This window comes from Sphingobacterium sp. WOUb80, assembly GCF_050058145.1.
Classification (GTDB): domain Bacteria; phylum Bacteroidota; class Bacteroidia; order Sphingobacteriales; family Sphingobacteriaceae; genus Sphingobacterium.
In genome coordinates, this window is record NZ_CP165617.1 from 4,350,670 (window position 1) to 4,373,447 (window position 22,778).

General features: G+C 40.4%; 11 protein-coding genes. All 11 read right to left on the reverse strand.

Annotated elements, in window-relative coordinates; all coding sequences use genetic code 11:
* Nucleotides 1-15: 15 nt before the first annotated feature.
* Nucleotides 16-2,544, reverse strand: a complete 2,529-nt coding sequence (locus AB1Z56_RS18200; RefSeq protein WP_426789830.1) for an alpha-L-arabinofuranosidase C-terminal domain-containing protein — start codon at nt 2,542-2,544, stop codon at nt 16-18.
* A gap of 319 nt (nt 2,545-2,863) precedes the next feature.
* The gene (locus AB1Z56_RS18205) at nt 2,864-4,699 is read right to left on the reverse strand and encodes a RagB/SusD family nutrient uptake outer membrane protein (protein WP_426789831.1); all 1,836 of its coding nucleotides are present in this window, start codon (nt 4,697-4,699) and stop codon (nt 2,864-2,866) included.
* Nucleotides 4,700-4,713: 14 nt separating this feature from the next.
* Nucleotides 4,714-7,893: a SusC/RagA family TonB-linked outer membrane protein gene (locus tag AB1Z56_RS18210; RefSeq protein WP_426789832.1), complete on the reverse strand. Its 3,180-nt coding sequence runs from the start codon at nt 7,891-7,893 to the stop codon at nt 4,714-4,716.
* Between the two features lie 14 nt (nt 7,894-7,907).
* Nucleotides 7,908-9,374 carry a fasciclin domain-containing protein gene (locus tag AB1Z56_RS18215; RefSeq protein ID WP_426789833.1) on the reverse strand — a complete coding sequence of 489 codons (1,467 nt, stop codon included), beginning with the start codon at nt 9,372-9,374 and terminating at the stop codon, nt 7,908-7,910.
* 14 nt (nt 9,375-9,388) lie between these two features.
* Nucleotides 9,389-11,194 carry a fasciclin domain-containing protein gene (locus AB1Z56_RS18220; RefSeq protein ID WP_426789834.1) on the reverse strand — a complete coding sequence of 602 codons (1,806 nt, stop codon included), beginning with the start codon at nt 11,192-11,194 and terminating at the stop codon, nt 9,389-9,391.
* A 6-nt stretch (nt 11,195-11,200) separates the two neighbouring features.
* Complete coding sequence (locus AB1Z56_RS18225) at nt 11,201-12,658, reverse strand: RagB/SusD family nutrient uptake outer membrane protein (protein ID WP_426789835.1); 1,458 nt, start codon at nt 12,656-12,658, stop codon at nt 11,201-11,203.
* A gap of 9 nt (nt 12,659-12,667) precedes the next feature.
* Nucleotides 12,668-15,928 carry a SusC/RagA family TonB-linked outer membrane protein gene (locus AB1Z56_RS18230; protein ID WP_426789836.1) on the reverse strand — a complete coding sequence of 1,087 codons (3,261 nt, stop codon included), beginning with the start codon at nt 15,926-15,928 and terminating at the stop codon, nt 12,668-12,670.
* A 13-nt stretch (nt 15,929-15,941) separates the two neighbouring features.
* Nucleotides 15,942-18,155, reverse strand: coding sequence for a fasciclin domain-containing protein (locus AB1Z56_RS18235; RefSeq protein WP_309365775.1), 2,214 nt, complete (start codon nt 18,153-18,155; stop codon nt 15,942-15,944).
* 241 nt (nt 18,156-18,396) lie between these two features.
* The gene (locus AB1Z56_RS18240) at nt 18,397-19,704 is read right to left on the reverse strand and encodes a rhamnogalacturonan acetylesterase (protein ID WP_426789837.1); all 1,308 of its coding nucleotides are present in this window, start codon (nt 19,702-19,704) and stop codon (nt 18,397-18,399) included.
* A 357-nt stretch (nt 19,705-20,061) separates the two neighbouring features.
* Nucleotides 20,062-21,432, reverse strand: coding sequence for an FGGY-family carbohydrate kinase (locus AB1Z56_RS18245; RefSeq protein WP_426789838.1), 1,371 nt, complete (start codon nt 21,430-21,432; stop codon nt 20,062-20,064).
* A gap of 14 nt (nt 21,433-21,446) precedes the next feature.
* Nucleotides 21,447-22,721 (reverse strand): TIM barrel protein, encoded by a 1,275-nt coding sequence (locus AB1Z56_RS18250; protein WP_426789839.1) that lies wholly within the window; start codon nt 22,719-22,721, stop codon nt 21,447-21,449.
* Between the last annotated feature and the right edge of the window lie 57 nt (nt 22,722-22,778).

Consider the following 22,778-nt stretch of genomic DNA (forward strand, 5'->3'; position numbering starts at 1 on the left):
ATGAGTTGAATTGGGCTATTTTGCACCTGATTGAATTCGGATAATGGTTAACGAATAAGGCGGCAATTGTTGTTTTTTGAGTTTTTCAACGGCCATGGTCTTTTCTTCGGGTTTTGCCGTTTTACTTTCCAGTTTTCCTGTCAACTGAGAAACAAGGGCCGTATCAGCTTTCAGATTAAGCTGATCTAATTCCAATTCGATGTTGATGGCAACAGGTAAGATATTAACCAGTTTTATAATGAGCGATTGATCTTTCGGATCTTTAACAATAGAAAATGCCACACGCTTCTGTACCTCAACGGCAGCATTAGAATAAACTGCTTCTACCGGAATATATTCTGTTCCGTTATTACGCCCAAATAATTGCTGTACATAATAGGATGGTGTTAAATTTACATCGGTATTGGAGAAATAAATAAGATCGGGACGCCATTGTGTATAACCATCTTTGGCTAACAGTGGCGCATAAGAGGCCATCTTAACGACATCACCATTTCTTTCCAATGCTGTGAGATATGCCGCTTCAGCCAATGCCACTTCCAGGGTACTCGCACGTCCATGAATATGAGCAGCATATTCGCCCAAATACACCTGTGCTTTACTCCGATCATATTTATCATAGAAATCTTGATTATGAATAAACCAGCCTGGTGTCTGATAGTAGTGTTCGTCCATAATAGGTACGTTCAATTTATTAGCAATTTCCCAGCCCTCTACATAGTCGGTTCCTTCAAAAAATGGCCCTGCAGTTCCAATAACTTGTATTTCGGGATATTTTGCACGGATAGCATTGTAAATCATGGTAAAACGTTCCTCGAAAACATTCGATATTAAATCTTCGTTACCTACACCAATATATTTTAGATGAAATGGTTCGGGGTGCCCCGCTGCTGCACGTACCTTTCCCCAGGTACTATTTTTATCCCCATTGGCCCATTCAATCAGATTAAGTACTTCCTGGATATAGTCATCCATATCTTCCATTGGAATACCACATTGTTGTCCGCCCAATGGATGACCATGAGCGCCCGAATTTTGACAGGGTACCCCAGCCGCCACTACCGGGACAGCATAGGCACCTATATCTTCACAAAATTGAAAATACTCATAATATCCTAAGCCAACAGTTTGGTGATATCCCCACATATTTCGTTGTGGCACACGGCTTTCTAAAGGTCCTACAGTATTGGACCAATGATAGATATTTTCGATACCATCGCCATGTGCTAAACAGCCCCCCGGAAAACGGACAAAACGCGGATTCAAAGCCGCAATAGCCTCGGCCAGATCCTTCCGTAATCCATTCTTACGTCCTTTAAATGTATGCTGAGGAAATAAAGAAATCAGATCCAAATCCAATTGTTGTCGATCTGTAAATACAAATTCCAATACGGCATCCTTACTAGTTGCATTGGCTGTTAATACCAATTGATATTTTTTCCAGTTTTTACTGTCAACAATTAAGGATTTCTCGTCGAGTACCTTTCCGTCTTTTGTACTTATCCGGATTTTTAGTTGACGCCCTTTAACCGCAGCGCCCCGTCCAAAAAATGAAAGATCATAGCGTTCGTTCTTATTCAAGGCAATCCCATCGTAGCCTATATTTCTTAGAATACCTTCACCTTGCAGTCTGGCATAATGTTTATTATTTGGATGAATGGGATTTATACTGTCAACATGAAATTGTCCCGAGCCATCCATACGCCAAGCTGTTTTCTCGTTCCAATTTTTGTCATGTCCTTGTTTATCGCTCAATTTATATTCAAAATCTCTATTTTGAATCAATTCCGCATATAGACCTCCGTCTGCGGCATAATTAATATCTTCAAAAAACACGCCCACCAACATATCACTGATAGACTTACTATGGCCTATATTCGGTGTCAGTTTAACATCCAATGGTTTGAGACCCGGGAAACGGACCTCATCGTCAACACTTCGTTCGGACCATTGCTTTTGCTTAAGCAATGCGAGATCATAATGCTTGATTAATTCTTTAATAACAGACCATGAAACTTTCAGCTTTGTTCCACGTAAACTTTCGCCATTAATGGAAATATTCTCACGTCGCAACAAACTGTTTTTTACAAGCGCCTCTGTTGATTTATCCAAATCTTTTAATGAGACATAATAATCTTGCCGGCCCCAATTAAAAAAATCAGTGGTAAAGGTATATGCATAGGAACCATTACTTTCAGGACTTAATTGCCACGCACAGAACCAGCCACCACCATTTCGAGGAAACAATACAGGATTTATCATCCGTTTTTCTGATCCCCAACGTCCATAATCTGACTTTACAAAGGCAATATCTGTCCCGATGGTATTCCATTGTTTTCCGTCCAAACTCCAGGCATATAATAGCCCTTCTCTGCCAGCATTCTTTTCTTTTGCGTAAGCAAAAAAATAGGCTGAATCTGGTTCAGAAATCGTGCTGCTATAGGCATATGCGGGCGTACTGAAAATCCAAAATAGACAAAAAAAGCAAATTGCTTTTGCAAGAAAAAAAGAGCAGGCTCTTAATGTGAAAATAGCTCGTTCCATTGGTTATAATTAATCAGAAATATTTATAAATGTAAAAATTACATTTATAAAACACAAATGGCATTACTAAAAGATTGCACTGTCATTGACATGTTACGATTATACACGCTTTTACCGACCACCACTAGTTTTGCATAAGTGTTGATAGAAGTTCATAAATTATCGATTATCGCCAACAACCGCTATCTCCACACAATGATATTAAACAGTTTCGAATTCACTATCCTGCAGTCTCATGTTCAACATCAAAGAAAAAGAAAAAGGCCTGCACAAAGCAGACCCTTAACCATTAAATCAATAATCCAAACTTATCTCAGGTTTACCGTAATTTAAAAGGCAAATACCAATTGTTCATATCCATCAACTTGCTACGTACTGCTCCAGCTTTGGGGTTATTTGCTTTCAGCAATTTCTCATAGACTTTATCGGCTAGGAAAGCTGGATCATGACGGCGTTTTGCTATACGCATCAGATCGGACCAACGTTCGCCTTCGAAGGCTAGCTCAAGAGCAGACTCTTCTACGATCTTATCTTCCAGATCAGCTTGCGGCACATTAAAAGCGGTCATCATGCTTCCGTAACCACTTACTGTACCTGGTCCATATTCAATGCCTGGGAATTGCCAACGCGGCATAGTAGCCCGTCCACGGATTCCCGAATTCCGATACCACACCCCACGTACGATACTCGCATTGTCGCGTGCGTCAAAATAATAGGGCGAGGATTCGGCAAAAGTGGTTCTATTCGTCCCAAATCCTTCATGGGTTATCTCCGACTCCAATTCAAAAAAATTGCCAGGTATAATACCACCGTCTTTCGTAAAAGCGCCATAATAGAAGGTACTGATTAGCCCCCAGTTTGCCAATGCATAGGCCAAACGGCCCTGACCATCACGATTAGCAGCTTCTGCAAAGCGAAGATGCGCCCCTGCGGCTCGATTGATATTCCAACGACCGCCTTTATTTAACAAGCTCAATAAATCCCCTGAATTATCCGTAAATTTTGTAATCACAGGATCACCATTTGCAGCAACTTCATAAGATAGCTTACTCCTGGGATCCCAGGGAATACCCGCATTATTGGTCTGTGAATTCCATAAATCAATCACCTTTTGAGAGGGCTTAAGTGCATATTTTCCTGACTTAGAAAATAGATCTATAAAAGGATTTCCAGGAGCAAAAGAGTTATGGTATGGAATAGACCAGTTCCATTCGGAATTCCATTCCCGTACCGTATTCGATAGCGCAAACATACTTCGCCAGCCTGCTGTTAAAGAATTTACCAAAGATGACCCCTCCTGTGCTCTTGCAAAACTTACATTAAAGTAGCTCCAGCCAATACGATTGAAATTGAACAGATAATCAATATTACTGTTATTGTCTTCGGCAGACAGCAATCTTTTATAAGTCTTTGCCGCTTCATAATAGTTTCCTTTCCAAAGATAGAGTTCGCCGAGGACATGGGCCTTGCTGATGAACACCTTCTGTGTGCTCGCGCCATCTGTCGTAAAAACCAATGTGCTGCCTGTCGGATAGGCATAAGGGTCTTGATATGGCAAATCTTTTGTGTCATTGATCAGAGAATCGACCAAATGATCAAAAGTTGTTTTCGGATAGTTTTCCAAACTTTTAATCTCATCAACACTTTCTATTGTATTTTTGATATAGGGAACATCTCCAAAGTGGATCCCTAATTGTAAATACAACCATGCACGCAGCATAGCGAGGTCAGAATAACGCTGATTAAATTCGGTATTGCTCAGCTTACCCTGCCGCTCCATCACCTTGAAGTTCTTCAAGGCATCATTGCAATTGAAGATAATTTTATAAAAAGCAGATGGATCGGCATAAGGATTATCTTCTGCTACTTCATGGTTGGAAACTTGCTGCAAATAGGGATTTGCATTTTGTGTGACGTCCATGAGATCGGCCCTTAATTCGTTCAGGACAATATAACGTTCACCTAATCCTGCTACTTGCCCATAAATCCCGAGCACCACCGCATCAGCATCGGCAAGCGTATTGTACATTTTTGAACTGTCCAATTTATCTTCGGGAGAGAAATCCAATGCTTTCTTACAAGATGTAAAAGAAAGGCTACAGGCCAATATGGCCCAAAGCGAATATTTCGAATATTTTCTGTATGTGATAAACATAGTATATTAAATTTTTATAGACCGATCCTCAATCCCAGCTGCACAGAGCGAACGATGGGTTCCAGCGTCACATCAACCCCTTGATGAAAAACATCAGCAGACTGAGCAAATTCAGGATCATAACCTAAATACTTACTAAAAGTCAACAAGTTATTGGCAGTACCATATAGACGGACATATTTGATGATACGTTTATTTACTGGAATACCGTACTCAACGGAAAGCTGACGAAGCCGAACATATGAACCGTCTTCTATCCATCGATTTGAAAATCTACTATTTCCCATTGGATCGTTGAGTGCAACGCGAGGCACATCAGTTTCCTGACCTTCCGCCCGCCATCTATTTTGTAAGAGTTCTGTCTGGTTATAAAATGTACTTCCCGACTCTAGTTGTGCCCGTGTATAGTTATAAATATCATTGCCTAAGCTGAACGTCACCAATGCACCGAATTTCCAGTTTTTATAGGTCAGGCTGTTATTAAATCCGCCCACCAGATCTGGATTAGGATCACCTATGATCATTCGATCACGATCATCAATGATCTTATCACCGTTACGGTCGGTGAATCTCGCATCTCCTGCCTGGAAAGGTATTTTATTGCCTGTTGCATCCAAAATAGACAATCCAGCTTCGGCAGCTTCTGCACTTGTGCGGTAAACACCGTTGAACTGGTACCCATAAAAGGCATTTGGTGCGCCGCCTTTCTCGCTCACAAAAGTTCCACCGGCATATTGTGTATAGGATGTTTCGGGAAGATCTGTGATCTTGCTTTTATAGTGACTTAGCGTCAATGAGGCATCCCATTTGACGGAGCCGGTCAGAATACGTCCAAACAAGGAGAAGTCAATACCACGTGTACGCATTGAACCATTATTATAGAGGTAATAACTAATTCCAGAAACAGTATTCCCCGAATTATAGGCTAGCATATCACTTGTCCTATTTTGGTAGATATCGACGCCTAAATTGATGCGTTCATTCAACAACGAAAGATCTGTCCCAACGTTTATTTTTTCTACTTTCTCCCATTTTAGATAAGGATTGGCAACACCATCGCGCACAAGCCCTTGGACACCTAAGAAGTTCTGGGAGATGTAATTCTGCCGCGCATCATAATTTCCAATATCATCGTTGCCTGTAACCCCATAACTCGCCCGAAGTTTCCATAATGAGATCGTATTATTTCCTTTCAAAAAATCCTCATTGGACAATAACCATGCAGCACCTACAGCCGGAAATACTGCATACACCTTATCTGCAAGCTTCACGCCTCCCTTTGCTTTGTCTCCAAAGCGAGAAGATCCATCCATCGATATGGATGCATTTAAGATATAAGTATTCTTCCAGCTAAAATTACCCATAGCATAGGCCGTCATATTTGCCCATTTACCGATATGCCCGCCATAAACCCGGGACGCAGGTGTTGAGTTACCAATACTAACCAGCTGGTCGGTCGCCGAATTATAGCCTAGTGCATAATCTTGTTCCGAATCATGCTTGTGGTATCGGACTCCACCAATAGCTTCCAAGCGGCCCTGAGTTCCTAGATCCTGATTATATTGCAGACGCAAATCATTTGAAATTGAATAATAACGAGCCACCTGCGTACCGAGACGACTATAAACTTCCATATTATTTACCGTGTCCTTTGCGACTCCTTTTTTAGGAATAAAGAAATCCTCTTGCGCTTTATCATAGGTCACGGTAGACAGGTTACTTAACTTAAAATTTGTATTGAACGCATAGTTGAACACCAAAGAACCTAAAAACCGATAGGCCTTTTTATTATTAATCCCATTTTGTGTGATTTGCATCGGATTGGAATAGCCGAAATAATCAGCTTCGGCATAATTCGGTGAAATGCTGCCGTCTGGAGCAATATCATGCGTATTTAAAAATGGAGACTTAATCAACGAAAGAAACAAAGGGTTGGTCTTTGGTGATAAGCCCTGATCCTTCAAGCTTTGCTGCCCATAACCCATGGAGATATTGGTCTGAGCAGTTAATTTCTTGGTCAAGTTCATGTCGCCATTAAAACGTGCCGTATAGCGATTTTGCTTTGTGTTATCCAAAACACCCTGTTCATTGTTATAACCTACTGACAAAGCATACCGTGCTATATTGTCTCCCCCTGTAACCCGAAGAAAATAATTCTGGTCGACTGTATTATTAAGCACATCTTTCTGCCAATCCGTTTCATTATGATACTTCGCATATTCCTCGAATTTTGTATTATCATTATTGAAAGGCATATTCGCTATTTCCTCACCACTGTAGGTGCTCGTTGCCAACAAATCATTCAAATAACTTCGGTAGGCATAAGACTTCATGACGGGAATACGTTTTGGACGGAAATTATATCCTGTTGTCGCCTGCAGATCAATCTGCGTAGCCAGCTCTTTTGAATGGTTCGTATTAATGACCACAACTCCATTCGATGATTTGGCGCCATAAATATTAGCGGAGACAGCGTCTTTCAATACCGTAATATCTTGAATATCGCGCACATCAATGTGCTGCAATGCATTATTGAGATGTCCTGTGGTTATAGAGGGACTCAAATGCTCGGCATTATACACAATACCGTCTACAATATATAAGGGCTGGTTATTGGAATACAAGGATTGCAGGCCTCGAATATTGAGATTTCCGCCAATAGAAGGTGTGCCTGAATGTCGAGTTACTTGTACTCCAGCCAGCTTCCCTTGCAGGTAGCTATTGACTGTTTCTGAATTCTGTTCCCAAGCATTAAGTTCCAACTTTTCGACTGCGCCTGTATTATTTAAAACTCCATTATCACCAAATACTGTCTCCGTCTTTTTATAGAAAGAACGATACCCCTCAGGGTATAAGACCACCTTCATCGATTTATCTAGCAACACCGGTACCTGCTTAGCTATATATCCATCCAAAGAAACTTCAACAATTGCATTGGAAACCGGTAGTTCTAAACGGAAATTACCTTTACTATCGGTCAATTTTGCTACGTTACTGCCATAGGTTATACGAGCACCTGCAATAGGGTTATTGGTTTGGCTGTCATAGACAGTACCTTTAACGGAATAAGCAGAAGTAACTTGTTGCTGTATAGTCCGGGCGGTAGTATCTTGTTGCGCCCAACTGCGGTGCGCTCCCAAGGTAGAAATAAACAAGATAACACCTAATTTATAATTTATTTTGATCGAACTCATTTCGTTTTACTTTATTATTGAATAATCGGTACGAATCGGAGGTATTCTAAAATAATAGGTCCAGTACCATTGCTCATAACAAGCAAAGGCAGATTACCATATTGGTCTTGCGTTACCTCACCTAAATAAACTTCTCCATGATTAAGCGGCTGTACATCAAATGTCATTCGGGTATCGTTTGCTCCCAGGTTATTGACGACTGGACGTCTGTATAAATCCGCCTCGGTAACCGATATAAGTTTCGGGTCAAAAAAGTAGACATATTGGAGAAATGCCGCTGTTTGCGGATCACCAGCCAGTCCCATAATTGCTCGTCCATATACTTTATATTTAGCAACGTTCATACCTGTAGCGCGATACTTCACATAAAAGGAAGTAACCTTATGATCATATACTTCAATGTCATTGTATAAATTTCCTTCATTATCTCGCTTTTCCCTGAAAAAGGTATTTGATCGCTTATCCGTTTGTTTGTAACCGATGGGTCTTGCCCCCAATACCTTAATTTCCTTGATCTGATCCGCTAGTGCAAACTCAAGTCGCTTCACACGATAAACAACTCCATTACTGGCCTTTGTCCGCGAGATAATATTTGTGGGGTCAACACTAAATTTGGTTCCCGCTATCGAAATCAGATTATTTGTAAGTTGATCCGTAGCCAATTCTCCCGCTACAATAAAATCGCGCAACAAAGCCTTTTTAGTAAAAAAAGTAGTCGTACTGTCAGGACGAAGTGTATTCCCTTCCTCATAGGCTGTCGCATAGAAAGGTCTTAACTTAGCATACTCGGTCTCAAAATTTTCGTCGTCTACTACGAAATAGGTGTGTTTCTTATTTTCAGTAGTCATATTGCGACGTACCTCCGTATACCATACCGGGCTATACCTGTAATATATAATATCACCCTCTGTAGACACTGTATCAAAGGAATTCACAGCCTCAATTTGTTTGGTATCGGCAAAAAAGGTGCGTACTAGATTAAATATATTCTGAAGAGGCTTTAAGGGACGACCTACCACATGATAAAGTCCATTGCTCGCCACCAGATTCCCCTGAAGAGGTTCAACACCGTCAAATGTGCCATGCGTAAACTCCACATATTTATTTCGAAAGTTTAATGCCTTTACGGTATCAGCTCCTGAATTCACATTATAGACCGAATTGATAATATGGTAGCCAACGAAACTCTTGATCACCGCAGTATCGGAAAAATTATATTGATCCTGCACTGCGGCAATTGCTTCATTGGTTGGTACTATCAAGGTATAGTTTTTCGACGCTTTCAACGATTCACCATAGCCCGATTTATTGAGCAGGTCCATAAAAGTTGAAAACTCAGCATGCTCGGAAATAATTGTATATAAGTTTTTTTGAGCATCGGTATCACCTCCTCCAAAATGATCCTCCCAATTTTTGGAACAAGCAGACAGTAAACACATGCCCAATACGAGTAGGTAAATTTTATAAATTATAGCTTTCATAGTTGTGTATCCTGTTATTTTGGTCTATAGAAAAGTTCACCTGAAATTTGATGAAATCTAGGGTAGTTCTGCTCAAGATCATCTGCGGGTATAAATTGGATCATATCCAGATAGACGGTATTGTTACCACACTTTTTATCTTTGATCGCTTCAAAACGGATGACATGTCGATCAGTTGTCTCCACATTGATAATACCGGCCAAACGGCCAACATTCAATGGCGCTTCACTACCTGATTTTGCTTTGAGTCCACCGGTAATATTATTTGCATTGTAATCGCCTACTGTTGCCATGTAACGTTTGTAGCCCTGTGCCAGCATCAGATTATCCGCGTTTGCATTCGCGAGGTCGCTAACACCCGAAGCGGTCAGACTTTGATTCAGTATGATCGTATTGGGCAAGATTTGTTCATCCCCTTTTCCAGGATTAAATGTTGCCTGAATCTCTGGGGCATCCCCATGCTGGGCATAACAGATCCAGACTTTATACCGTCCTTTTACGAGATATGGAGTCTTAAATTCAATCCATTTCGCCCGCGCACTATTATTCGCACAAAGCGAAAGGCTTAAGAGGTCTCCATTTGCATAGGGGCGCTTCGTTTCTAAGGCTTTATAATAATAATATCCGTTCGTGCCAATGGTTGAAACCGTTAAACTATTAAAGCCAAAAGAATTGGCAATGGTTGCACCATTTGCCACCAATGCCTTGGAACTATTAAAATAGGCGCTCCCCAGTGCATTGACTAATTCGGGCGAGGTTGCTATATCAAAATACACCGGTACCTGCTGGCGAACTTTGATCTTAAAGGTTTGTTTTGTCTCATGCAGCACGCCATTGGATGCCAACACATCGCTCTGTGATCTGTTTATTTCAGCACCCACTTCATGAACCCCATTAAACACATCATCATTCAATAAGATCTGTGCACCTAATAATTTGGTCGAAATAATCTCTTTTGGGGCCAAAGTATAGATCGTATTTGCAGCAACGATGTCTTCCAAAAATTTGATATCGTTGCTTAAATGATAGGCCATATATAACCACAAGCTATCTTTATGGCTTTTCACATCACCCGTCTGTGAATAGGCTGCTTTCATATCCGCATAACTTTTGATCCCCTGCAGCTGCAGAACAGAGTCGGACTCAACAATAGCGGTCTGAAAACGTTTAGCATCCGCCACCGCTACACCGCGTTGATAATATAAAGTATCATAAAACCCAGTCTCTTTTAAAGCCTCGGCAAAAATGGAATAACGAGGATTATTCCCTATCAATTCAGCAAGACTCTGTGCTGGTGGAACTAATACTTTATTTATGGAATGAATGATACCGTTACCACAGATAATATTCGATCTGATAATTTTTGCAGACTTATTAATTCGGTAAATCCCATTTTGCACATCTGTGTATAAATATTCACCTAATAAGCTCGCTGTTTTGATTTTCCCATCTGTAAAACGCGTGCTGCCTACTGTATCCCTAACCACATGGTACTTGACAAAATCCAATAGCTGCGCATCTGTAAAATCACTCAATGCAGTTTTTCCATTGTCTTTGATCCAGGCATTAATGCTCTCATTATTGGGAGCAAAAAGTGTGTAAGTACCATACGCACCAAGATAGCCTGCAGTTTTCGAACGATATAAGATTTCGGTCAATAAGGAATAATCAGTTTCATGTGCTTCCAAATAACCTGTAATATTAACTTCATCTGAGGTTGAAATTCGATATTTCTCTTTTTGACAGGAAAATATAAGCGCAACTAACAGGACAAACCATGTCCCTATCAGCCAATATTGTTTTCTAAAATTTCTTTTCATAACGATCTATTTTAGGTAAAATGGGTTTTGCTTCAACTGTTTGTCTTTGAAGAGTTCAGTTTCCAAAATGGGAAGATAATGGCTGTCCACATCGCGCACTTTATTAATTGCCGATTGGCGTACATTAGCGTCTACAACTTTCGTTACAAGATCTACTAGGACATTGATGTTTGCATAATTATCTTTCTTTGCCAAGCGCAAAAGGTCAAACCAACGTTTACCTTCGAAAGTCAGTTCACGTGCACGCTCAGCGAAGACGAATAAGATGATTCCCTCTAAATCAGTCGCTTCAATATTCGGATCCGTAGCTTTTATGGCTTTACGCTTGGTTCGCAAATCCTCAAGAAGTGCCAATGCTTCCGTCCCTCGCCCCAGCTCGGCCAAAGCTTCAGCACGCATCAACATGACGTCAGATACGCGATAGAGCTGAAAATTGTAGTAGTCGGGGGATTCGGTACCGTATTTTCTCAGATCTCCCGACATACCATACAGGTTTCCTTCTCCACGACTATCGAATAAATCTATATCTGTTCCTTCGTTCGATGGAAAGATCTCATTATTCAAGATATCCACATTGGCTGTGAATGGTCTACGGGCAATCACACCAATATTATACATCGGATTTTCACTGGAGTTTTTATGGCTCAACTCCCAAATCGTTTCCATCGTGCCACCATCAAAAATTTCAGGCAATGCTGCGCCAATTAGACTATATCGTCCAGTTTCTAAAATTTTTGCGGTCTGCTCTTCCACTTTATCATATTGTTCCAGCCATAGATATACGTCAGCCAACATCGCCCGTACCGCGGGTCTTGTCACCCGACCGGCATTTGTCGCATTGTAACCCGAGGTATTGACATGGTACTCGGGTATCCAATCCAAAGCCTTCAAGAGATCTTTCTCGATTTGCTTGAGCACTGCATCGCCAGTGGACTGCCCTACGGAAACAATATCGGTGTCTTTTGAGGTCCCTTTTAATTTTAAAGGGATATCCCTAAACGTGCGTACTAAATAGAAATACAAAAAGCTGCGGACAGCTAAGGCTTCCCCCAAATCTGTATTGTATTCGGCCTCCGTAAAAGTAGGATCGGCCTGTTTTGCCTGACCTGCATAATCAATCAGCAGATTACAATTATTTATCGCAGTATAAATAGCACTCCAGTCCGCAATTACATTTGTGCTTAAGATATTATAATTCTTTACCAAGCGGTTGTCGTCACTTGCATAACTGGTCAACCCAACTAGATCGGCCCTAAGTTCGCCCCAAGTAAACAATTGTTGTTCTACAGGTCCCGAATTAAGGGAAGAATAGATACCAATTAAGGCAGCATGGACATCCTCCTTTGTTTTCCAAAATTCTGCACGGGTTATTCCATCCTGCGGCTGTAAATCCAGCCATTTATTACAAGAATTGAGTAAAATGCTTCCCGCAGCAACTAAACTCCATAAGATTGTTCTTTTCATAACCTTGTTTTAAAAACGTGCTGTAATACCTAGTGTAACTGTTTTTAATGGCGGTGTCATTGAATTATCCATTAACACAGTAAATGCATCCTTTAACTTTACGGCCACATCAGGGTCTTGACCGGTATACTTTGTCAGCGTAAAAATATTTTCTACGGTCAGATAAGCGCCAAGTCCATCTATATGAAACCGTTGCAAGAATTCTTTTGCAAAATCATACTTTAGGGTGACTGTACGCAAACGTAAAAAGGATGCATCCTCGACATAGCGGCTTGATCCCAAAGAATTATACCCGGTTCCATATAAGGCACGTGGAATATCTGTCACATCGCCATCTTTACGCCATCTACGCAATACCGCCGTGCTTTGATTGTTATACCCAAGCATATCAGTCGTATTCATTTTGGTTCCATTAATAATTTGAGACCCTTGTCTATAGTTAAAGAAGGCACTTAATTTCAAACGTTTATTATATCCCACATTAAATCCAAACCCGCCCGTAAGCTTCGGATTGCTATTGCCCAAATACACAATATCCTTTTGATCAATCACACCATCGTGGTTGATATCTTCGTACATCGCATCGCCCGCTTGGAAAACATAATCGACTGTAGGATAATTAAAACGCATATAGATTGTCTCACCATCGGGACTCACAATGGCATTCCCCTGTGCGTCTTTTGCAATTGTGGCTTCCTGATCTTTGTAAACGCCCAAGTAACGAAATCCATAGAAAGATCCATAAGGATTATTCTCCTGGAAATAGGTGAAAAATGTTTTATTCTTTAAAGATGATCTGGCATTTTCGCGGGGATAAAGTGGTGATATCTCGCGGATCACATTTTGATTGTGCGCAATATTGAAAGTAAAACTAACATCCCATTTTTTATTACGAATGGGCACCACGGTAAAATTTGCTTCCCAGCCATCATTATCCATTGTACCAACATTCATAGCCAGTCCACTGTATCCAGTATAGGTTGGAATCTGAATATTGTCCATCATCAGATCTGTTGTTCTATTTTTATAAATCTCTCCACCAAACATCAAACGGTAGTCGAACATCTCGACATCCATACCCAAATTCTGTTGTGTCACCGTTTCCCATTTTAAGTCTGACAACTCTATATTTTTTGAATAGACCCCGTTCTCATCCAAATAAGCATAATCATTGGTGCTATATACATTGATATAGGTATAATCACGTCGAGGAGCATTGCCGCTGCGTCCCCAGCTTGCTCTTAGCTTGATATCTTTTATAGCTTTAACATTTTTCAAGAAATTTTCCCTTCCGATCTGCCAAGCGGCAGAAAAAGCAGGAAATAGTCCATATCGATTATCAGGACCAAATTTTGAGTTGCCATCACCACGCAGACTTGCGGCAAAAACATATTTCTTGTTGAGCATATAATTCGCTTGGATTAAGGCTCCGATTGAACGAGATTGCGATGCAACTGATTGTGCATATCCAGTCAAGGTCCGCGACGGCACACTTGGATCCTGCAGATAAGACGATGCGGTATTAGTTGAAAGAAGTCCTTGGATCGTATAACGATAATCCGAAGTCAAGAAAGATAAATTGGCAGTCAGCAGGTGGTTGTCTCCCAATGCAGGTGTAAACAAAAGTCGGGTATTTGTACTCAGTGAAAATTCGTCCAAATCTGAGTCTGCTGCCGTATTCACTGTATTTTCGGTAAAGGGCCGGCCTGTTGCCAACTGAGGCAGAAAGAGTTTGGTCTTGTTGTTTTTAATATTTAACGCCAGCGTACTTACAAATCGCAAGGTATTAGGTATCAATTTATAATCAACATTAAACCGAGTCTGTAGAATGTCTCCCAATTGCTTCGCAATCGAATTTTTAACCATGGATAAGGGATTGTATGTTCCCGGATAGTATCCCTGCGCTGAAGAAGAAGGGTTAAATAGATTTCCAGTTAGGTTACCATATTCATCATATTCCCAAATGGCTTGATTTGGCATCTTGCGATAGGCAATATCCCGTACATTGGAATGATAAAGATTATCATTGTCAACGTGGGTATAAGAGACGTCAGATTGGAAACCAATGCGCTCTGAAACCACATAATCCAAATTGATCCGGGCAGATAGACGGTTTAGACCTGTTCCAATAGTTGTTCCTTCTTGATTAAAGTAACCGATTGAAGCTAAATAACGTGCTTTTTCACCGCCACCACGCACCTGCAAATTATGATCTTGAAAATAGCCCAATTGCGTAATGGCATCTACCCAGTTGGAATTATTACTATAATTGTGGTAAATATAGGTATTGTTTGGATCGTACTGGAACTGCTGAGCATTGTCTGTCGTAGAAAAAACCTTTCCTGCATTGTAGAATTCTTCGGACAATAAGGTCGAGTACTGATCACCATTCAATAATGGAATAGATTCAGGTTGCCTTGAAATAGATCCTTTGAAGGTATATCCCAATGTAGGGGCGCTTACGGTTCCACGCTTCGTCGTAATAACTAAGACCCCATTTGCTCCACGAGATCCCCAAACAGCAGTCGCAGCAGCATCTTTCAATACCGAGATATCCTGTATATCAGATGGTGCGATATTTAACAATTGCCCATAGGCATTATCATCAGAAGTCGCGAAGTTGAAATCGTCCGGAATAGTAATATCATAAGGCATTCCATCAACCACAATTAATGGGTCGGTTGCTCCATTTAAAGAAGATGTACCGCGAATCCGGATCTGCATCCCAGCCCCGGGATCGCCTGATACTGTCGTGATATCAACTCCTGGCAGCCTTCCCTGCAACGCTTGATCGACAGATACAGATTGCATTTCGGAAAGCTCATCCATGCTAATCGTTGAAATCGCTGCTGTATTACGTTCTTTCGAAATCCCCATGCCTGTTCCGTCATTGATAGGTTTAGACTTTGAGATAACAACCTCATCAATCACATTATTTGTTGATTCAATCTGCACATTGATCGTTTTCCGATCTCCTACTGCAATCGCACCCGAAGATTTATACCCCGTGTAGGAGACCGCTAGTTTCAAGCCTTGCATCCTAGCTCTGAGACTATAGTTGCCCTCAACGTCTGTGGTCGTTCCCACAATTGTGCGGTTATCATTATCTTTTAAGACAACCGTTGCACCAACGATAGGCTGTTTTGTTCCTTTTTCGGTCACCTTTCCGGTGAGCAAAGCCGCATTATTTTGCGCGTAAACTCCTCCCCCCCAGAAAGTCATCCATACTATGCACCCTATTAAAATCAAATAGTTTATCTGTTTCATCATGTTTTCGGTTAGATTACAGGCCATGCTTTAAATATCCTTTGAGAGAATGTATCAATACGCGCTGTCCAAGTTGATTACTCTGCACCACATCTGCTTCAACGGTTCGGTTGAGGTTATCCATTACCTGCAACTTATTAACCTGGTTGACAGCAACCTGTATTGATTGGGCATCCCCGTCTACATTTTTACAAAGCGACTGAAAGAACCCTGTCTTCTTTCCATCGATTGCAAATGAATTGCGCGCAATATGATATTGAATAAACCGGGTTATTTTATCTATTGACGCTTGATCTGCTGGAGCGGTTGATGCAGGCAAATCGTTGTTTGCAACCGCATTGGCTATAGCGTCATTGTTAGGAATAAGTAGGGTATAGTTCAATCCGAGTTCTATTCCTTTGACGACTCCATCTGTAGCCGAATAGACTGTGCTTGCAATTAAATATTTATAAAATGAATTGAATGGAGAGGAGGCCTGATCCGCTCCAATATTTTTGAGGAAGAATCCAATATTGGTATTCGATGAAGTCAACCCCCCATTCAGATAGACAGCAACTCCATTTAACGGACCTGAAAGGTTATTTCCAATACTGATCGAATCAATGCGGATTTGCTGTGTTTCTGTTGGGCCATCCAAAGTTCCACTAGAAGACATTTTCATCTGGCTAAACTTTACATACTCACCTGCATAGCTTTCCAATATTCCTTTTCCCGATAAATCAGGCAAGGGATCATTTCCTAATGGAATAATATGAGCCATAAGCACCTCTCGCATTTCCGGTGTACCGTTTCCGCCATTAAAACGGATCGGGTCAGAGGTATTATAAGCATCATAATCAAAGCCCATTTCATATAACTTTTGATCCGATACAAGGATCAGCATATAACGAATGGTTGGAATCTTTAATGTCAAATTCATACTCATGCGTTCCAATGCGCGACGCATGAAGCTATATTTAGGATCCAATAAAACGTTACCATAGACGGAATGGAAAACATTGGCCTGTTGACAAGCATCTATACCATAAAATGCGCCATTGCTCAACAATTTTGTCTCTTTGATATTAGCCTTTGTCACCTTGGGCAGTTCACCAACAAAGTTTTGCGCTTGAGTGAACTGTGATGGCCACACCTGTGTATTGTATAGATGAGAATTTACAAATTCTGTTAAGACAGTAGGATTTGTATAAAAAAGATCTTTTAACGTGGTACCTTGGGGGTAATATTTTAACAATACACGTTTAGCGTAATTACTTACAGCCTCATTGGTAGGTACCGTGATCGAAAAATTATTGGTTTGGGCATCGTTGGGATCTTCCTTTGCATAATTTTCATTGTTGAGCGCCAAACCAATCCCCGCATAGCCCTTAACAAATACAGAGTCCTTTTCTCCGGTGAGCACCTCATTCTTCCGTGTTATTTCTGCATTATATGTATAAGAAGCAAAGAAATCCAGAATCGATTTAAATGCGGAATAACTTGTATTATCGCGAAGGTATTGATCTATACTCTTCTCTGCAACCAAAACTTTATTCACAACATGGATATAGCCATTCTCTGCGGAGATATTGCTTCGTGCAGGATCAATTTCAGCTGGCCCAACGTTCAATCCCGTATAGCTACTGTTAGGATAAAATGACTGATAGTCTATAGCCCCTAAACCACGCTGGCTCATGTAAGCATCAAAAAAATAGCTAATGTGTTTATTATTGTTATCCGTAGCTGCATAAGTCACATTAGGACCACGGTTTGTCGAGACAAATCTTCTAATTTTGCCAGTCCCCAAATCCTCTTTTTCAACAAAGTCATAGTATACAGATCGACGCCGGAAAGCAAAGCCCTGCTGCCAGCCTTTTGCTGAAAAATAATCGTTCAACTTTTCAAGCCGCTCACCATCATAAATCATCGAAGAACGTACAATTTTTTCGGCCAGTTTTGCATCAATCTTTGATACATCACTAATACCATTTTCCTTCATAAATTGATCAAAGGCCTGATCAGTGGGGGCAAATACAGTCCAAGAACCCGCAGTTCCAAGTGTATTCTTATAGCCGGACAATTCAATGCAGCTCAGGTACTTCTTAAAGTCACCCATTGAATCGAGCTGCTGGTAAATTGGACTTGCCAGCCAATCGGGTCTACCATAGTAGGCGTCAAAGGCTTCTTTCCTACATGACACTACCGTAATCAATAGTGCAATCCAAAATAGGTTAAATTTGGATGATAACATAGTAAATGTATTAGGTCAATAATTTGATTAATAATGAATTACGGCAATTTCTTTACGAGATACTTCAAATAATACGTTTATGAAGCGAAAGTTTGTGCTTTTGCGGTTCATAATTGGTGTAACAAATATATGTCTAAAAGACATTTGCACCAACCTGCACTATCCTGTCTAAATGAGCAAATAGGACATAAAAAAAGGTCGGACACCTACTGCCCGACCTTAACGTTATATCAATACAAAACTAATTGCCATCTGGTTTTACAACGCTATTAATTAGACTTGGTGGCCAATACCAAGATTTAAAATCGTCTGGCTGCTGTGGATCAAAGCCTTGAAAATCGACGATATGTCCCGCAATCGCCAATTGATTTTCTTTAATTCCAGTTAGTACCATCTTTGCAATTTCATAAGCACCGTAAGGATTAAAATGGGTATTATCAGCCAGTGCATTTTCTTGATTTGGGAAAGTATGCGCAGGATAGTGGACAAATGCCTGTTTGGATCCCTCAACTCCTAGTGCCATATAAAATAGACTTGTTTTCTTATTGAGATCTATCAAAGGGACTTGAAGTTCTGCCGCAACTTTACGAGCTGCATCAGGAAAGTCACCTAAAGTATGAACCAAATGTCCTTGTTCATCAAATGAACGTCGTGCTGTCGAAGTTAGAATTACCGGAATACCACCTTTCGCTCGAAATTCACGAACAAAATAACGCAATCGCTCACTGTATCCTTTATATGCACCTGCATTTTCTCCCTTTTCTTTTTGATCATTGTGCCCAAATTCGATAAATAAATAGTCTCCTGGTTTGGTGACAGAGAGAATTTTTTCCAATCTTTTTGAGGACAAAAACGAACTTAATGCTAAGCCAGATTCAGCATGATTAGCAATGGCTACACCTGCATCAAAAAAACGAGGAATCATTTGTCCCCAGGACGCCCAGGGCTCATCTTCTTGATTCACTACTGTGGAATTTCCCGCTAAGAATACAGTAGGGACATTGCTTATCGATTCAATACGAATCGCCGAAATACAATTTGTTTGTTGAAACTCCAAAGTCAGCTTATCATCCCAGTCCAACTTTTGCAGCTCCCGCGGTTTCTTCAGCCCAACCCTTCCCCCGGAAGCAATCTTTGGATCCTTAATATGTACAACAAAAGTTCTGTTTACGGATCTATTTGGTACAACTTCCTGATTTTCTACCTGTAACCTCCTTGATTCTGACCGTACTGTACTATAATAGGGTTTATCTCTTAAGCCATGATAAGTGATCGTAATTTTATAATTTCCTTCAGGGACTTTTATTGAAAAGTAGAATGGCTTATCGCTAAAAAGGCTTTTATTCTTTAGATCAATTCTGACATTTTGTTCTGTTAAAAAATCAAAACCATACCCTTTGGCATCCGTATAAGATTGGGATTCCATTAAAGAAATTACAGCCTTATCTTTTTTAGCATCACCAAAGCTAAATTCCCTAACAATCTGTTCAGCGATCAAAACATGATAGGACAGTATAAAAAAACCAATCGTTAAGATTATTCTCTTCATCTTTAAGCTTTATTAATTTAGGAGCCTCAAATATAATTTTTCCTGTTCATCAGACCACCCTGTGCTTACCTGTGCTTATCTTTTGCCAACAGCTCAGGACAGCTAATTTATTAATTGTTAGCATCTTTAATCATCATATAATAATTGGTATAATTATTCATAATTTTAGGTTTTTAATCAAAGGTTTCCTTACACCTGTTTGGAAACCTTTAATTTTTAACGTCTTGATGCGATAAAGATACTCCTGCCAACTTGTTCTTAATACGCTAGGCAATAAAAAATAGGCCAGACAATGAATTGCCTGACCTCTCACGATAACTAATAAAAAAACTAGATTCTTATTTTCGCAAACTATTTTTATATATGCGGTTGTTGTTTAGCCCTAAAATAGCGCAATTCAATAATGTCATTTGGCATAGCTTGCGTATTCCAATGATCATGAATGACTAATGCAGCCCCAAGCGCCGTTGCTTGCGCCATTGATGCTCCAAAAACTTCGCTATTTGGAAAAGCTTGCGCCAATAATGTCATGTAGATGACATTACGGCTAAATCCACCATCTACAAATATGCGTTGAACACCTTTTTTCTGTAAGACCAAGGAGGTTGCTTTGATCTGTGCTTTTACCAAATGCATCATAAAAACATGATAAGCTTCTGTATAATCATTAAAATGACTCAAATCTATCGATGAAAAAGCCGACAGCTCATCCGAAATATCCAACGCTTGATATTTTTCGATAATATTCCATTGCAGTCCAATTTGTTTGAACTTACCAGTTGAAACTTGGAAAAAATCTGCAATACGCTTCACTTGTTCTTCATGTTCATAGCCTGCAAACAGGCGTGACGCTTTAATCGGTTTTCCAGTGTAAGTCATGTACTGCAAGCAATCTTCGTTTAGTTCTTCTTTGGTCAACGGTTTATCATTGAATGGATTGAAGGAAATACACCAAGTTCCTGTTGAAATCAACACAAAAGGTTCATGAAAGTTCAACAGATAGGGGATCAAAGCCGAAGAGCTATCATGCAAACCGCTCCCTACCAGATAACCACTTCCCGGAAAAGTTGCCCTAAAAAGTTGATCTCCTTGGACGATAGGTGCCATTTTTTGTAAAATACCTGTATCAAAGACCCACTGATGGTAGTTATTTTTCTTAAAATCCCACAATGCTGTATGGCAGCCTATACTTGTCATATCGGCATAAGGTTGTCCTGAAATTAGATAACTCAAATATTGCGGAAGATGTAGCGCCCATTTGACCTCCTTAAACAACGCCGGTTTTAGTTTAAACAAACGATAGATCTGTAGCCCAGAATTAAGACTTCCCAAACTCGGAGAGGACGTTTCCAATGCGAATCTATCTTTTCCGCCATATTGTGCATAGAATGACTCCAGCAGTTTCTTTGGGTATTCCTTCAGATAGTTATACAATGGCGTTAAAGGCCGACCATCTTTATCAATGTAGACAAAACTCGCACCATATGAAGTAAAATTAATTGCCTTAATTTCAAACTCGCCTTTCCGAAAGACTTCATGTAATGAGTCAAAAACGGACAAACGTAAACTTTCCAAATTTTCACAGCTATCGCCATCCTCGTCCGTAGTTTCTAAAAAGCGGGCAGACCTTTCAAAAACGATCTGATACTGCTCATTAAAGAGAAATAACTTCTTGTTAGTCTTTCCAACGTCGAATATGGCGACTACTGGTATTGGTTTTCCCCTCATTCCTTTTCCCCTCGTTACAAACCGGTAGCGACGGAATTAATTCCGCGTTCTTCGATAAGTTTAGCCCGTAAATCTTCTTCATTAAACAATTGAACAGGATTCAACGCCGCTCCACGTCTTAGTCTTGATTCTGCAACAAGTGGTCTGACATCGGTACGAAATGCTCCTTGCAGGATTTCCTGTGCTTTCACGATATCGTTTGATTGCTGTGCCTGTTTCAACGCTTTCCGATCAACCAACAAGGCTTGTGCATAGGCGATCTTAATAGCCTCAACTGATTGCAACAAATCGACTAAGGGATCTTTCAGGTTATGCGAAGCATCAATCATCCATCCCAAGCCGCTCGCGTGGTCGATACCCTTTTCATCCATCCCATCGATCAATTCGTTGAATATCAAAAATAACTGATATGGCTTAATACTTCCTGCCGTAAGATCGTCGTCAGCGTACTTACTATCGTTAAAATGAAATCCACCAAGCTTACCCTCCATCAACAATAATGAAACAATTTGTTCAATGTTGGCATTGGGCAAATGGTGTCCCAAATCAACCAATGTATAGGCTTTTGGACCTAATTTGTTTGCCAACAATAGGGACTGTCCCCAATCACCAATTGTCATAGAATAGAAGTATGGTTCAAATGCTTTGTACTCGACAAAAAGTTTCCAATCTTCCGGCAAATGTTTATAGATTTCTTGTAGACTCGATAAGGTATTTTGAAACGCTTCTCTGAAATTTAATTGTCCAGGAAAGGATGATCCATCAGCTAACCAAACGGTCAAAGCTTTAGAACCAACGGCTTTGCCATAGTTGATGACTTCGATATTATGATCTACAGCTTGCTGACGAACTTTTGGGTCAACATGATGCAATGAACCAAACTTATAGCTGTGTTCTTGTCCTACTTGATCTTGAAAAGTGTTGGAGTTTACGGCATCAAATGCAATACCGAGTTTAGAGGCCAATGACTTGATTTTTTCTGCATCCGAAGGAATATCCCAAGGTATATGCAAAGAAATGGCGCCACTTGATTTGTTGAGTGCATGCAATAAACCTACGTCCTCCAGCTTTTGTTCTAAGGTTCCGGGTTCACCAGCACCTGAAAAACGTCCAAAGCGAGTTCCGCCCGTACCTAATGCCCAACTTGGTATAGCGATTTGAAATTTTTGAAGTTTATCCAGAATTTCATCTACCTGTGGAATATCTGCCGACACATAGTCAAATGCCCGTTTATGCTTATCTTTTAATTGGTTATTGTGCTGATCTATAATTTTCTTATCTAGAATCATGATTTAATGGTTATCGTGTAAAAATGCTAGGTGTCGCGTACATTTTTCCCTTTCCGA

Excerpts from the sequence above, each read along its gene's own strand:
- AB1Z56_RS18200 (WP_426789830.1), bottom strand. The coding sequence starts at position 2,544 with ATGGAACGAGCTATTTTCACATTAAGAGCCTGCTCTTTTTTTCTTGCA.
- AB1Z56_RS18205 (WP_426789831.1), bottom strand. The coding sequence starts at position 4,699 with ATGTTTATCACATACAGAAAATATTCGAAATATTCGCTTTGGGCCATA.
- AB1Z56_RS18210 (WP_426789832.1), bottom strand. The coding sequence starts at position 7,893 with ATGAGTTCGATCAAAATAAATTATAAATTAGGTGTTATCTTGTTTATT.
- AB1Z56_RS18215 (WP_426789833.1), bottom strand. The coding sequence starts at position 9,374 with ATGAAAGCTATAATTTATAAAATTTACCTACTCGTATTGGGCATGTGT.
- AB1Z56_RS18220 (WP_426789834.1), bottom strand. The coding sequence starts at position 11,194 with ATGAAAAGAAATTTTAGAAAACAATATTGGCTGATAGGGACATGGTTT.
- AB1Z56_RS18225 (WP_426789835.1), bottom strand. The coding sequence starts at position 12,658 with ATGAAAAGAACAATCTTATGGAGTTTAGTTGCTGCGGGAAGCATTTTA.
- AB1Z56_RS18230 (WP_426789836.1), bottom strand. The coding sequence starts at position 15,928 with ATGATGAAACAGATAAACTATTTGATTTTAATAGGGTGCATAGTATGG.
- AB1Z56_RS18235 (WP_309365775.1), bottom strand. The coding sequence starts at position 18,155 with ATGTTATCATCCAAATTTAACCTATTTTGGATTGCACTATTGATTACG.
- AB1Z56_RS18240 (WP_426789837.1), bottom strand. The coding sequence starts at position 19,704 with ATGAAGAGAATAATCTTAACGATTGGTTTTTTTATACTGTCCTATCAT.
- AB1Z56_RS18245 (WP_426789838.1), bottom strand. The coding sequence starts at position 21,432 with ATGAGGGGAAAACCAATACCAGTAGTCGCCATATTCGACGTTGGAAAG.
- AB1Z56_RS18250 (WP_426789839.1), bottom strand. The coding sequence starts at position 22,721 with ATGATTCTAGATAAGAAAATTATAGATCAGCACAATAACCAATTAAAA.